This is a genomic window from Streptomyces sp. NPDC021012 (assembly GCF_044333355.1).
GTDB lineage: Bacteria > Actinomycetota > Actinomycetes > Streptomycetales > Streptomycetaceae > Streptomyces.
This window is the reverse complement of the sequence record NZ_JBIRQU010000001.1, coordinates 132,094-145,899: the sequence shown is the minus strand read 5'-3', so window position 1 is coordinate 145,899 and position 13,806 is coordinate 132,094. Positions and strand designations below refer to the sequence as shown.

Genomic DNA, 13,806 nt, shown 5'->3' with positions numbered 1-13,806 from the left:
CGGGGGTGCGGGTGGTGGTGCGCTCTTTCTAGCTCCGTCGGCGGCCGGCGGGTTGCGGGCATGACGGCTCCTGTCCGCGTTCACTCGGATGGCGGGTCCACAGGGATGAACTGGGATGAACGGGAGGCTCGGGGAGACGGGTTCGGGGGCGTACCGGAGGAGCCTTCCCCCGGTTCTCGGGTGGGCAATCCGGCGCTTTGTTAACTACTCGGACGTAGGCCCGTCGGCAAGCGCCTGAACCGGCCGGGTGTGACGGGGGCGCTCTGGTGGGGTCCGCCAGGGTGGCCTAATCTTCCGGGACGACAGTCGCGGACGCACAGCGTGGTGCTTTCGCTCCGGTCCGTCACGGCCTGCGAAGGTGGACAACGTGAAGGCAATCCGTCGATTCACCGTGCGTCCCGTCCTCCCCGACACCCTTCGACCCCTCGCCGACCTCGCGCACAACCTGCGCTGGTCCTGGCACGAGCCCACCCGGGCGCTCTTCGACTCCCTCGCTCCCGACCGCTCGGGCGGCATCGACCCCGTCCGGATCCTCGGCGCCCTGGAAGCGCCCCGGCTGGCCGCGCTCGCCGCGGACCAGGGGTTCCTGGCGCGGCTGGGCGAGGCGGCAGAGGACCTCGACCGCTATCTGAACGCCCCCCGCTGGTACCAGGGCAGGCCCGGAGACGCCCCGGCCGCCGTCGCCTACTTCTCGCCGGAGTTCGGCGTCGCCGCGGCCCTGCCGCAGTACTCCGGCGGTCTCGGCATCCTCGCCGGGGACCACCTCAAGTCCGCGAGCGACCTCGGCGTGCCGCTGATCGGCGTCGGTCTGCTCTACCGGCACGGCTACTTCCGGCAGTCCCTGGGCCGGGACGGCTGGCAGCAGGAGCAGTACCCCGTCCTCGACCCCGGCGAGCTGCCCGTCACGCTGCTCCGCGAGGCCGACGGCGGCCCCGCCCGGATCACCCTGGCCCTGCCCGGTGGGCGGAGTCTGCATGCCCAGATCTGGATCGCCCGGGTCGGGCGTGTCCCGCTCCTCATGCTCGACTCCGACGTCGAGGAGAACGCCCCCGGCGAACGGAACGTCACCGACCGGCTGTACGGCGGCGGCAGCGAGCACCGGCTCCTCCAGGAGATGCTCCTCGGCATCGGCGGGGTCCGCGCCGTCCGCACGTACACCCGGCTCACCGGCCACCCCGTCCCCGAGGTCTTCCACACCAACGAGGGCCACGCCGGCTTCCTCGGTCTCGAACGCGTCCGTGAACTCGGCGGCGAGGGGCTCGACTTCGACGCCGCCCTGGAGGTCGTCCGGGCCGGCACCGTCTTCACCACCCACACCCCCGTCCCGGCCGGCATCGACCGCTTCGACCGGGCCCTCGTCGCCCGCCACCTCGGCGCCGACGGAGCCCTCCCCGGCGTCGACCTCGGCCGGATCCTCGCCCTCGGCGACGAGACCCCCCTCGGCGGCGAACCCGGCGTCTTCAACATGGCCGCCATGGGCCTGCGCCTCGCCCAGCGCGCCAACGGCGTCTCCACCCTCCACGGCGCCGTCAGCCGCTCCATGTTCGCCGGACTCTGGCCGGGCTTCGACGCCGACGAGGTGCCCATCACCTCCATCACCAACGGCGTCCACGCCCCCACCTGGGTCGCCCCCGAGGCCGCCCGCCTCGGACCGGACGCGAGCGACCGGGAGCTGTGGGAGCTGCGCCGGACGCTGCGCGAACGGCTCGTCGCCGACGTACGGGACCGGCTGCGGGCCTCCTGGCGGCAGCGCGGCGCGGCCGCCGCCGAACTCGGCTGGACCGAGACCGTCCTCGACCCCGACGTCCTCACCATCGGCTTCGCCCGCCGCGTCCCCTCGTACAAGCGGCTCACCCTGATGCTGCGGGACAAGGACCGGCTGCGGGCGCTGCTCCTCCACCCCGAGCGGCCCGTGCAGCTCGTCGTCGCCGGCAAGGCCCACCCCGCCGACGACGGCGGGAAGCGGCTCGTGCAGGAACTCGTCCGCTTCGCCGACGACCCCCGGGTCCGGCACCGCATCGTCTTCCTGCCCGACTACGGCATGGAGATGGCCCGCGGCCTCTACCCCGGCTGCGACGTCTGGCTCAACAACCCCCTGCGCCCCCTGGAGGCCTGCGGGACGAGCGGGATGAAGGCCGCGCTCAACGGCTGCCTCAACCTGTCCGTCCTCGACGGCTGGTGGGACGAGTGGTACCAGCCCGACTTCGGCTGGGCCATCCCCACCGCCGACGGCGCGGCCGCCGCCGACGAGGACCGCCGCGACGACCTGGAGGCCGCCGCCCTCTACGAGCTCATCGAGCGCCGGGTCGCCCCCCGCTTCTACGACCGGGGCCCCGACGGCGTCCCGTCCGGCTGGACCGCCATGGTCCGCCGCACCCTCGCCGACCTCGGCCCGAAGGTCCTCGCCGACCGGATGGTCCGCGAGTACGTCGAGAAGCTGTACGTGCCCGCCGCCGGCGCCCACCGGGCCCTCGGCCCGGACCGGGCGCGGGACCTCGCCGCCTGGAAGGCCCGGGTCCGGGAGGCCTGGCCGGCGGTGGCCGTGGAGCACGTGGAGATCGGCGACGACCTCGCGGAGGCGGACGCCGAACTCGGCGCGACGCCCGTCGTCCGGGTCCGGGTCGCGCTCGGCGCGCTCGGCCCCGACGACGTCGAGGTGCAGGCGGTCACCGGCCGCGTCGACGCCGACGACACCCTCGCCGCCACCCGCACCGTCGCCCTCAAGCCGGCGGGCGGCCCCGACCTGGACGGGCGCCTGCCCTACGCGGGCACCCTGGAGCTCGACCGGACCGGCTCCTTCGGCTGCACCGTCCGCGTCCTGCCCGCCCACCCGCTGCTCGCCCACCCGGCCGAGCTCGGCCTCGCGGCGCTGCCGGAGGAGTCGACGGGGGAGGGGGCGGGAGTGCTCCTGAGGTAGCCCCGGGGACCTTCTAGGGGACCTTCGCCTTGTCGGCGAGGTGCCCGTCGACGAAGCAGAGCCGGTACACCGGGATCGCGGCCAGCATCGTGGACCGGTAGTACCGGCATTCGTCCATGCCGGGCGGCTCCGCCGGGGTGCGCCGCGGCGGGCCGTCCAGCGGGCGGGCGGGCCAGTCCTCGGCGTCGTCGGTGATCTCCTTCAGCGACCGCCCGATCCGCAGCCCGGCGTAGTCCTCCGGCTCCAGGTACGACTGGGCCTGCGTCCACACGGCCACCCCGGCCATCAGCAGGCCGAGCGCGCCGAGGAGCGCCAGCGGGATCCAGATCGCCCGCGCCAGGCCCCTGCGGACCTCCCGGCGGGCCCGGTCCAGCTCCCGCGCCGAGGTCGGCGCGGCCGGCAGCGGCGCCGGGGGGTTCCGGGGCAGGACGGCCTCGAGGACGAACCCGCCGTCCCCGGCACCCCGATGCGCCAGCGAACCCCCCGCGAGCCGCACCCGCTCGTCGAGCCCGACGAGCCCGGTGCCACCGGAGGCGAGGCCCGCCGGGGCGGTGCTGCCCGGGCCGCTCGCCACCCTGACCCGTACGTTCGGGCCGTCGCCGGTGACCGCGACCGAGACCGCCGCGCCCGGCGCGTGCTTGGCCGCGTTCGTCAGGCCCTCCTGGACGACCCGGTGCAGGGCGAGGCCCGACATGCCCGGGAGCGTCGGCACGGGGGCCGGGGCGAGGGAGACGGAGAGGCCCGAGGCGCGGGCGCGGGAGACCAGCTCCTCGACGGTCTCGCCGGACGGGGTCGTCGGCGCCCCGGCGTCGTCCTCGCGCAGGACGCCGATGATGTCCCGCAGCCGGGCCGTCGCGTCCGCCGCCGCGCGCCGCAGCTCGCCGGCCGCGTGCTGCTGGGCGGGACCGAGCCCCGGGTCGACCTCCAGGGCGCCCGCGCGGATCGCGATCAGGGCCAGGTCGTGGCCGAGGGAGTCGTGCATGTCGCCCGCGATCCGGGACCGCTCCCGCAGCCGCTCCCGGTCGGCGACGGCCGCCTGCTCCCGCTCCATCCGGTCGGCCAGCTCCCAGCCGCTCCGTACGAGCCGGTCGTACTGGCGCACGTAACGGCCGACGAGCCAGGGCGCCACGACCGCCAGGGCGAGCGTCAGCAGCAGCGCGAACCACTGGCCGAGGGAGGAGTGCGTGGCCACCGTCAGGAGCAGCCCCGCCGTCGCGACCGTGCCGAACAGCCACAGCGCCGCCCGGGTCTGCTCCTGCCGCCGCCCGGCGAGATAGCCGAAGGCGATCAGGGCCAGGCTGTACGAGGGGGTGAACAGCTCCGGGGCGGAGGCCAGGCTCACCGCGACCACGACGGCGACCGGCACCAGCGGCCACCGCCGGCTGACCGCGACGCAGCCGCCGAGGAGCGCCACGCCGACGGCGACCCCGGTCCAGCTCCCGCCGTCGTCGGGGTCCGACTTGAGCAGGACGGGGAGGCACAGCAGCAGCCAGAGGCCGAGGCCGAAGAGGCGCTCCCGGAGCGGTTCACGCATCTTGGACCAGGCCCGCCTCGTACGCCAGGACCGCGAGCTGGACCCGGTTGCGCAGGCCGAGCCTGCCGAGGACGGCGCTCACGTGTGCCTTGACCGTGCCCTCGACCACGTACATGCGGTCGGCGATCTCCTGGTTGGAGAGCCCTGCGCCGAGGAGCGCGACGACCTCCCGCTCCCGGCCCGTGAGGGGTTCCAGGCGGGCCCGCGCCTCGGCCGCGCGGGAGAACCGCCCGCCGCCGCCGAGGGTGTCGATGACCCGCCGCGCGACCGTGGGGGAGAGGGCGGCGCCGCCCCCGGCCACGGCCCGGACCCCGGCGATCAGCTCGCGCGGGTCCCCGGCCTTGAGGAGGAAGCCGCTGACGCCGCTGCCGAGCGCCCGCGCGATGTACGCGTCCTCCGAGAAGGTGGTGAGCATGACGACGGCCGCGTCCGGCACCGTCGCGCGCAGCTCCGCGGCAGCGCCGAGCCCGTCGAGCCGGGGCATCCGGATGTCGAGCAGGACCACGTCGGGCCGGTGCTCGCGGGCGAGCTCGACGGCCTCGCGTCCGTCGCCGGCCTCGGCCACCACCTCGATCCCGGGGTCGGTGGCGAGGATCGCCCGCACCCCGGCCCGGATCATCGCCTCGTCGTCCGCAAGGAGCACCCTGATCATGCGGTCCAGGGTATGCAGACGCGCGGGCGCCCCGGAGGGAACGTTCCCTCCGGGGCGCCCGCTCCCGTGCGGTGGTGCTTACGGGAAGGTCAGCTTGAAGCTGTTGATGTAGCCGGTGTCGATGGCCGCCTTGTCCTGGACCCGGAGCTTCCAGACGCCGTTGGCGACCTCCGAGGAGGCGTTCACGGTGTAGGTCTGGTTGATGTTGTCGGTGCTGCCGCCCGCCCGGTTGGACAGGTTGTAGACCGAGCCGTCGGGGGCGATGAGGTCGACGACGAGGTCACCGATGTAGGTGTGGACGATGTCCACGCCGACCTGGAGGTTGCTCGGCGCGTTGCCCGTGATGCCGGAGACGGTCACCGAGGAGGTCACCGCGGCTCCCGGGGAGTCCGGGATGGCGACGTCGGTGTCGTTGCTGAAGACCGTGCCGCCGCCGGGGTTGCCGCCGCCGGAGCGCGCACCCACGTTGATCGCCGCGAAGGCGTCCTGGACGGCCGCGACCTCGGGGCTGCTCGCGCCGTACAGGTCGGTGGCCGCGGCGATGGCACCCGTGCGGGCGCCCGCGTAGTTGGTCGAGGAGTTGAACTTGGTCGTCAGCGCCTTGAACCAGATCAGGCGGGCCTTGTCGATGCCTATGCCGGTGACCGGCAGACCGTCGGAGGTCGGCGAGTCGTAGCTCACGCCGTTGATGGTCTTGGCACCGCTGCCCTCGGAGAGCAGGTAGAAGAAGTGGTTCGCCGGGCCCGAGGAGTAGTGGACGTCGACGTTGCCGATGCCCGAGTACCACGCGTCCTTGGACGCGCCGTCCTTGCTCGGCTTGTCCATGTAGCGCAGCGGGGTGCCGTCGCCGTTGATGTTGATCTTCTCGCCGACGAGGTAGTCGCCCTTGTCGGTGGGGTTGTTGGCGTAGAACTCGACGGCCGCCGCGAAGATGTCCGAGGTGGCCTCGTTGAGGCCGCCGGACTCGCCGCTGTAGACCAGGCCGGCCGTGTTGGAGGTGACGCCGTGCGTCATCTCGTGCGCGGCCACGTCGATGGACGTCAGCGGGTGGGTGTTGCTCGTGCCGTCGCCGTACGTCATGCAGAAGCAGGAGTCGTCCCAGAACGCGTTCACGTAGGCGTTGCCGTAGTGGACGCGGGAGTACGCGCCGACGCCGTCGCCGCGGATGCCGGAGCGGCCGTGGACGTTCTTGTAGTAGTCCCACGTGAGCGCGGCACCGTAGTGCGCGTCCGCGCCCGCGGTCTCCTTGTTGGAGGCCAGGCCGTTGCCCCACGTGTCCGTGGTGTTGGTGAACAGCGTCCCGGTGCCCGACGTACCGCCGTTGAGGTTGTACGTCTTGTGGTTGCCGCGGGTGGTGTCCGTCAGCGAGTACGAGGGCGCGGTGCCGAGGGTCACCTGGCCGCTGTACATCGTGTTGCCGACACCGGTCTCGATGCCCTGCCACTCGAACAGCTTCGCACCGGACTTCGCGTCCGTGATGACGTGCAGCTGGTTCGGGGTGCCGTCGTGCTGGAGGCCGCCGACGACGGTCTCGTACGCGAGGACGGGCGCGCCCTGGGCCATCCACACGACCTTGCGCGGGGCGCGGTCGGCGGCGGTCTTCTTCGAGCCGTCCGCGGCGGCGAGGCCGAGGGCCTGCTTCTCGGCGGCGGCCGGGGCGACGGAGGCGCTGAGGTCGACGTTCTTGAGCTCGGCGCGGTTGGCCTTGATGACGCCCGCGGTGGCGCCGGCCTTGGTCTCGTCGACGATCAGGTCGCCGCCGAGGACGGGCAGTCCGGCGTAGGTGCGCTCGTACCGCGTGTGGGTCGTGCCGTCGCGGTCCTGGACGACGTCCTTGACGACGAGCTTCTCCTGGGCGCCGAGGCCGAGGGACTTGGCCGTGGCGGCCTTGTCGGCGTCCGCCGCCTTGATCAGCGCGGCGCGCTGGGCGGGGGAGAGGTCGGCCGGGAGCTTGCCCGGGTTGACCTTGCCGAGGGACTGCGCCGCGGGGGCGGAGGCCCCGAAGGTGCCGGCCGAGGCGGGGCCGGCCTGCACGCCGAGGGTGAGCATGGCGGCGGCGGCGATCAGGGCGCCGGTCGCGGTGGCGCGACGGCTGGGCGTGGATCTCACGCAGACTCCTTAAGCGAGGGGGGTACCGGCGGACTTGGGTGGGTCCGTCCGGGCTGAGCAAGGAGAGCTGTGGAGCAAGTACTTGTGACGCTTCAGCCGTTCGGATGAAGCGGTGAACTGTGGTGCGAACAACCGGGGAGAGAGTGACAGGAATGACGGGGACCTGTCAGGACCGCGTCGGGAAGTTGGCTGGAAATCGTCCGCTGCCCGTAAGACCGTGTTCGTTAACCGGACGTTTCGTCGATCAAGGTCGCGATGCCGTCCAACGTTCTCCGGAGGCCGAATTCGAAGAGCGTCTCCAGGCTCAGCTCGAAGCCCCCGTCATGGGCGATCGCGTCGAGCAGGGGATACGGGCCACCCGACTGCAGCGCGTCGAACCGTGGCTCGTTCTGTTCCATCCACTCGTCGTCCGACAGGCCCGTGTCGAGCCGCGCCTGCTCCTCCAGGTCGTGCGCCATCGCCAGTCCCTGGACGAACGCGAACAGCGTCAGATGCGCATGCAGCTTCTGCGAGGACGACAGCGGCGTCTCCCACAGCGCCGCCAGCACCCACTCCGTGTACGCCATCGCGTTCGGCGTGGCCACCGGCCGGGTGAGCGTGGCCATCGCCTGCGCCATCCACCGGTGCCGCGCGAACACGCCGCGCATCCAGTGCGCCGCCCGCTCCAGGCCCTCCCGCCACCCCGCCGGCACCGGCCCGAGCGGCACCTCCCCGCAGGCCTCGTCCGTCATCAGCCGCACCAGCTCGCCCTTGCCCGGAACGTGCCGGTACAGCGCCATCGCCGACGTGTCCAGGAGCGTCGCGAGCCGGCGCATCGTCAGGGCGTTCAGGCCCTCCGCGTCCGCGAGCTCGATCGCCGTGCGGACGATGCGGGTCCGGGTGAGGGACGGCGCCGTGCCCTGCCGCGGCCGCTTCGGGTCCACCACCACCGTGCCGACGCCCGGCTCCACCCGGACCAGACCCTCCTGGCGCAGCGCCGCCAGCGCCTTCGTCGCCGTCGCCATCGCCACGCCCCACTCGCGCGTGATCGCCCGCGTCGACGGGACCCGGTCGCCCGGGGCGAGCTTCCCGGCGTGGATGCGGCGCCGGATCTCGGCGGCGATCGTCAGGTAGGGCGGTTCAGTCGACACGAGGGGCGAGTGTACTAGTGCACCTGTGTGCTGTACGCGGGCTTGAACTGGGTTTTCAAGGAGTGCGCTTGGGGTGCACTAGGGCGTGCGTGGCGTCGTACGCCGGGTGTTGCTTCGCTGCCCGCATGACACTCACCGCGTCGCCTCAGACCCTCCCGGCCGTCCGCGCCGGGCGGCGTGAATGGACCGCCCTCGGCGTCCTCATGCTTCCCCTCCTCCTCGTCTCCATGGACGTCTCCGTCCTCTACTTCGCGATCCCCTCCATCGCCGCCGACCTCCGGCCCGGCGCGACCCAGCAGCTGTGGATCCTCGACATGTACGGCTTCGTGCTGGCCGGACTCCTCGTCACCATGGGCTCCCTCGGCGACCGCGTCGGGCGCCGCAGGCTCCTCCTCGTCGGTGCGGCCCTCTTCGGTGTCGCGTCCCTCGCCGCCGCCTACGCCCACAGTCCCGGCGCGCTCATCGGCGCCCGCGCGCTCCTCGGCGTCGCCGGCGCCTGCCTCATGCCGTCCACCCTCGCCCTGATCCGCACCCTCTTCCAGGACCCGGGCCAGCGCGCCAAGGCCGTCACCCTGTGGACCACCGTCATGGCGAGCGGCATCTCCCTGGGGCCCGTCGTCAGCGGGGCGCTCCTCGAACGTTTCTGGTGGGGGTCCGTCTTCCTGCTCAACCTGCCCGCGATGGTGCTGCTGTTGGTGCTCGCGCCGCTGCTGCTGCCCGAGTCCAAGGGGGCCGGGGCCGGGGACGGTTCGCGGTTCGATGTGCTCAGTGCCGGGCTCTCGCTCGCCGCGCTGCTGCCCGTGATCCACGGGGTCAAGGAGCTCGCCAAGGGCGGATGGGCCGTTCTGCCCGCCCTGGGGATCGTCGGGGGAGTCCTGCTCGGTGTCGTCTTCGTGCGGCGGCAGAGGCGTCTCGCACACCCCATGGTCGACCTGCGGCTCGTCCGTACCCCGGCGTACGGCGGCTCCCTGCTGGTCAACCTGCTCTCCATGGCCGCGACGGTGGGGTTCGCCGTCTTCCTCACCCAGTACCTCCAGTCCGTGCTGGGGCAGAGTCCTCTCGAAGCCGCCCTCTGGAGTCTCGTCCCCGCCGGCGGCGTCATGGTCGCCGCGCCTCTCGCGGCGGCGCTCGCCCAGCGGGTGGACCGGGCGTACGTCATGGGTGGCGGGTTTCTCGTGTCCGCCTCGGGGTTCGTCTGGCTCGCCGGCGTCGGCCGCGCCACGCCCCTGTGGGTGGTCCTCGTCGGCAGCGCCGTCTACGCCGCCGGGCTCGTCTCCGCGATGACCCTCGCCAACGAGCTCGCCCTCGGTGCCGCGCCGCCCGAGCGGGCCGGGGCCGCCGCTGCCGTGCTCGAATCCGGGTCCGAGCTGGGTGGGGCGCTCGGGATGGCCGTGCTGGGTTCCATCGGTGCGGCGGTCTACACCGCGGCCATGCCCTCCTCGGCGCCGGCCGCCGCCCGGGAGACGCTGGGGGGTGCGTCGGGGGGTGCGCCCGGTGTCGTCGAGGCCGCGCGTGATGCCTTCGTGTCGGCCATGTCCGGGGCCGCTGTGGGGGCCGCCGTGTTGATGCTCCTCGCGGCTGCGCTGTCGCTGGCGCTCCTGCGGCGGCGGGGCTGATTCGGGTCGTCGGGGACGGGCGGAGGGCCGTGTCCGGGACTGCGTGATCTACGGCGCCGGGGTGCCGCACATCACGCTTCACGTCCCGAACACGACCCCCCGCCCGTCCCCCGCTTCTGTCCGATTGCCGCTCCCCCTCAGCCCACCAGGCTGTCCCGCCAGGCCTGGTGCAGGCCCGCGTAGTGGCCTTCGCCTCTTACGAGTGTCGACGGGTGGCCGTCCTCGACGATGCGGCCCTGTTCCATCACGAGGACCCGGTCCGCGACCTCGACCGTGGACAGGCGGTGGGCGATGACGACGGCCGTACGGCCCGCGAGGACCGTGTCCATGGCTCGCTGCACCGCGCGTTCGCCCGGGACGTCCAGGGAGCTCGTCGCCTCGTCCAGGATGAGGACCGCCGGGTCCGCCAGGAGGGCGCGGGCGAAGGCGACCAGTTGGCGCTGGCCCGCGGAGATGCGGCCGCCTCGTTTGCGGACGTCCGTGTCGTAGCCGTCGGGGAGGGTGGTGATGAAGTCGTGTGCCCCGATGGCCTTCGCCGCTTCCTCGATCTCGGCGCGGGTCGCTTCCGGGCGGCCGATGGCGATGTTGTCCGCGATCGTGCCCGAGAAGAGGAAGGCCTCCTGGGTGACCATGACCACCCCTTGGCGGAGGGTGGGCGTGGCCAGGTCGCGGAGGTCCACGCCGTCGAGTCTCACGTGGCCTTCCGTGGGGTCGTAGAAGCGGGCCAGCAGTTTCGCGAGGGTGGACTTGCCCGCGCCTGTGGCTCCTACCACCGCGACCGTCTGGCCCGCCGGGATCGTGAGGTCGAAGCGGGGGAGTACCTCGCCGCCCGTCCGGTAGGCGAAGCGGACGCCGGTGAAGGTGATCTCCCTGCCGGGTGCTTCGCTGCGGTGGGGGAGTTCCCTGGGCGTCTTCGGCTCCGGGATTCCCGGTTCCTGGGCCAGCAGGCCGGCGATCTTGGTGAGGGACGCCGCTGCCGACTCGTACGAGTTCAGGAACATGCCGAGGCGGTCGATCGGGTCGTACAGGCGGCGCATGTAGAGGACCGCCGCCGCCAGGACGCCCAGTTCGAGGGTGCCGGCCGCCACGCGGTACGCGCCCCACAGGCACATGCCGGCGATCGCCGTGTTCGCGACCAGGCGTGAACCCACGACGTAGCGGGCCATTTCGAGGAGGGCGTCGCCGTTGCTTCGTTCGTGGCGGTGGTTGAGGAGGGCGAATTCCGTGTCGTTGGTCTTCTCGCGGCGGAACGCGCGGACCGGGCGGATGCCGTTCATGGTCTCCGCGAACTTGACGATCACGCCCGCGATGGCCGTGGAGCGCTCCGCGTACACCCTGCCCGCCCGTGCCTGGTAGAGGCGGATGAGGAGGTAGAGGGGGGCGAAGGAGGCGATGGCCACCGCTCCGATGCCCCAGTCCAGCCAGAGGAGGACCAGGGAGATGGAGAGGAAGGAGAGGACCACGCCGATGAGTTCCTGGAGGCCCTCCGAGAGGAGTTCGCGCAGGGATTCGACGTCCGTGGTCGAGCGGGAGATCAGGCGGCCCGAGGTGTACCGCTCGTGGAAGTCGACGCTCAGCACCTGGGCATGCCGGAAGATCCGGCCGCGCAGGTCGAGCAGCGCGGCCTGGTTGACCCTGGCCGCTCCGCGGACGAAGGCGTACTGGAGGGCGCCCGAGAGGGCGGCGCAGAGGAGGTAGCCGGTCGCCACGGCGAGGACGGGGCCGTGGTCTCCCGCACGGAAGGCGGGGACGCCCCGGTCGATGGCGTACGCGACGAGCAGCGGGCCCGCCTGGAGCGCGGCCTCCCTGAGGAGGAGGACCAGGGCCATGAGCGCCAGGCGGGCGCGGTGGGGTGCGAGGAGGGAGCGGAGGAGGGCTCCCGTCGCTCCGGGCGGGGCCGGGAGGTCGTCCCGGTCGAAGGGGTCGGACGGCTCTGTCATCGGTTGTCGTTCCCTTCGCCGGACATCAGCCAGGCGTATTCGGCGTTGCCGCGCAGCAGTTCCTGATGGGTGCCCACGGCCGCGATCCGGCCCCGGGAGAGCAGCGCGACCCGGTCGGCGAGCATCACCGTCGACGGGCGGTGGGCCACGACCAGGGCCGTCGTCTCCTTGAGCACCTCGCGCAGGGCCGCTTCGACCCGGGCCTCCGTGTGGACGTCGAGTGCCGAGAGCGGGTCGTCGAGGACCAGGAAGCGGGGCCTGCCGACGACCGCGCGGGCCAGGGCGAGGCGCTGGCGCTGGCCGCCGGACAGGCTGAGGCCCTGTTCGCCGACCTGGGTGGCCGCGCCGTCCGGGAGGCGGTCGACGAAGCCGTCCGCCTGGGCGATGGTCAGGGCGCGCCGCAGTTCGGGGTCGCCGGCCGCTTCGGCGCCCATGAGGACGTTCTCGCCGACGCTCGCCGAGAACAGCGTCGGTTCCTCGAAGGCCATGGAGACGAGGGAGCGGAGCTCCTCCCGTTCCATGAGGGCGATGTCCGCGCCGTCGAGGAGGATGCGGCCGGCGGTCGCCTCGTGCAGGCGGGGGACCAGGGCGGTGAGCGTGGTCTTGCCCGAGCCCGTGCCGCCGACCAGGGCCAACGTTTCGCCGGGGCGGATGTGGAGGTCGATGCCGTCCAGGACGGGGGGCGCGTCCTCGGGGGCGTCCGGGTAGCGGAAGGTGACGTTCTCGAAGCGGACCCCGTCCGGGGTGGCGCCGGGCTTCGCTTCCCCGGTCGTGTCCGCTTCCTCCGGGGTGTCCATCACCTCGAAGTAGCGTTCCGTCGCGGTCGCGGCCTCCTTGCTCATCGCGAGCAGGAAGCCGATCGACTCCACGGGCCAGCGCAGCGCCAGGGCCGTCGACAGGAACGCGACGAGGGTGCCCGCCGACAGGTCCCCGTCGGCGACCCGCACCGCGCCGAGCACGAGGGCCGCGCCGATGGCGAGTTCGGGCAGGGCGGTGACGACCGCCCAGATCATGGCGAGCAGCCGCGCCTTGGCCAGTTCCGTGCCGCGGAGCTCCTCCGCGAGCCGGCGGAACGCCTGCGTCTGGCTGCGGTGCCGGCCGAAGCCCTTCACGATCCGGATGCCGAGGACGCTCTCCTCGACGACCGTCGTCAGGTCGCCGACCTGGTCCTGGGCCGTGCGCGCCACCGCCCCGTACCGGCGCTCGAAGAACTGGGAGGCGAGGATCAGGGGGAGCACGGGCGTGAGCAGCACCAGGCCGAGGGTCCAGTCCTGGACGAGCAGGAGCACGTAGCCGGCGAGGATCGTCACGCCGTTGACCAGGAGGAAGGTCAGCGGGAAGGCCAGGAACATCCGGACCAGCATCAGGTCCGTCGTTCCCCGCGAGAGCAGCTGCCCGGACGCCCAGCGGTCGTGGAAGGCGATCGGGAGGCGCTGGAGCCTGCCGTACAGGTCGGCACGCATCCGGGCCTCCACCGAGGACAGCGGGCGTGCCACCAGCCACCGGCGGTATCCGAAGAGACCGGCCTCGGTGATCCCCAGGAGCAGCAGGTACAGCGCTCCCAGCCAGACGCCCCCGGGGTCCCGGTCCGCGACGGGCCCGTCCACCATCCACTTCAGGACGAGGGGGATGACGAGCGACAGACAGGACGCGACGATCGCGACGACCGCGGCCGTGACCAGTCGGCCCCGCACGGGCTTCACGTAGGGCCAGAGCCGGAGCAGGACGCGGACCGTCGACCGGTCTGGGCGGTCGGGGGGCGGGGTGTGTGGTTTCTCGGGCATCAGGTCCGACCATACGGTTCGGGGCTGACACGGCTCATCCGGTTTTCCGGCCGACGGGTCGTACCCCGGCATCAACCGATCGGCTGATGCCGGTTCGAGCGCGATGGCCGATGGTCCGGGTTCC

At 72.9% G+C, this 13,806-nt stretch carries 8 protein-coding genes; 2 read left to right on the top strand and 6 right to left on the bottom strand.

Annotated elements, in window-relative coordinates; translation table 11 throughout:
- Positions 1 to 367: 367 nt before the first annotated feature.
- Positions 368 to 2,917, top strand: a complete 2,550-nt coding sequence (glgP, locus tag ACH4TP_RS00670) for an alpha-glucan family phosphorylase (RefSeq protein ID WP_398435054.1) — start codon at positions 368 to 370, stop codon at positions 2,915 to 2,917.
- Between the two features lie 13 nt (positions 2,918 to 2,930).
- Here glgP and ACH4TP_RS00665 read toward each other — a convergent pair whose 3' ends face one another.
- From ACH4TP_RS00665 to ACH4TP_RS00650, 4 genes are all read right to left on the bottom strand, one after another.
- Positions 2,931 to 4,451: a sensor histidine kinase gene (locus tag ACH4TP_RS00665; protein ID WP_398435052.1), complete on the bottom strand. Its 1,521-nt coding sequence runs from the start codon at positions 4,449 to 4,451 to the stop codon at positions 2,931 to 2,933.
- Positions 4,444 to 5,103: a response regulator gene (locus tag ACH4TP_RS00660; RefSeq protein WP_398435050.1), complete on the bottom strand. Its 660-nt coding sequence runs from the start codon at positions 5,101 to 5,103 to the stop codon at positions 4,444 to 4,446. Before ACH4TP_RS00660 ends, ACH4TP_RS00665 begins: the two co-directional genes overlap by 8 nt.
- Before the next feature lie 78 nt (positions 5,104 to 5,181).
- On the bottom strand, positions 5,182 to 7,212 hold the full coding sequence (locus tag ACH4TP_RS00655; RefSeq protein WP_398435048.1) for a M4 family metallopeptidase: 2,031 nt from the start codon (positions 7,210 to 7,212) through the stop codon (positions 5,182 to 5,184).
- Between the two features lie 224 nt (positions 7,213 to 7,436).
- Positions 7,437 to 8,342 (bottom strand): TetR/AcrR family transcriptional regulator C-terminal domain-containing protein, encoded by a 906-nt coding sequence (locus ACH4TP_RS00650; RefSeq protein ID WP_398192382.1) that lies wholly within the window; start codon positions 8,340 to 8,342, stop codon positions 7,437 to 7,439.
- Between the two features lie 125 nt (positions 8,343 to 8,467).
- On the opposite strand from ACH4TP_RS00650, the gene ACH4TP_RS00645 reads away from it, so the two are divergent.
- Complete coding sequence (locus tag ACH4TP_RS00645) at positions 8,468 to 9,958, top strand: MFS transporter (RefSeq protein WP_398435046.1); 1,491 nt, start codon at positions 8,468 to 8,470, stop codon at positions 9,956 to 9,958.
- A 137-nt stretch (positions 9,959 to 10,095) separates the two neighbouring features.
- Here ACH4TP_RS00645 and ACH4TP_RS00640 read toward each other — a convergent pair whose 3' ends face one another.
- Both ACH4TP_RS00640 and ACH4TP_RS00635 read right to left on the bottom strand, forming a co-directional pair.
- On the bottom strand, positions 10,096 to 11,898 hold the full coding sequence (locus ACH4TP_RS00640) for an ABC transporter ATP-binding protein (RefSeq protein ID WP_389236020.1): 1,803 nt from the start codon (positions 11,896 to 11,898) through the stop codon (positions 10,096 to 10,098).
- The gene (locus ACH4TP_RS00635) at positions 11,895 to 13,682 is read right to left on the bottom strand and encodes an ABC transporter ATP-binding protein (protein WP_398192376.1); all 1,788 of its coding nucleotides are present in this window, start codon (positions 13,680 to 13,682) and stop codon (positions 11,895 to 11,897) included. The genes ACH4TP_RS00640 and ACH4TP_RS00635 overlap by 4 nt, the downstream gene beginning before the upstream one ends.
- Between the last annotated feature and the right edge of the window lie 124 nt (positions 13,683 to 13,806).

What these genes read in the sequence shown, in the direction of transcription:
- ACH4TP_RS00635 (WP_398192376.1), bottom strand. Translation starts at nt 13,682, where the DNA reads ATGCCCGAGAAACCACACACCCCGCCCCCCGACCGCCCAGACCGGTCG.
- ACH4TP_RS00665 (WP_398435052.1), bottom strand. Translation starts at nt 4,451, where the DNA reads ATGCGTGAACCGCTCCGGGAGCGCCTCTTCGGCCTCGGCCTCTGGCTG.
- ACH4TP_RS00660 (WP_398435050.1), bottom strand. Translation starts at nt 5,103, where the DNA reads ATGATCAGGGTGCTCCTTGCGGACGACGAGGCGATGATCCGGGCCGGG.
- ACH4TP_RS00640 (WP_389236020.1), bottom strand. Translation starts at nt 11,898, where the DNA reads ATGACAGAGCCGTCCGACCCCTTCGACCGGGACGACCTCCCGGCCCCG.
- ACH4TP_RS00645 (WP_398435046.1), top strand. Translation starts at nt 8,468, where the DNA reads ATGACACTCACCGCGTCGCCTCAGACCCTCCCGGCCGTCCGCGCCGGG.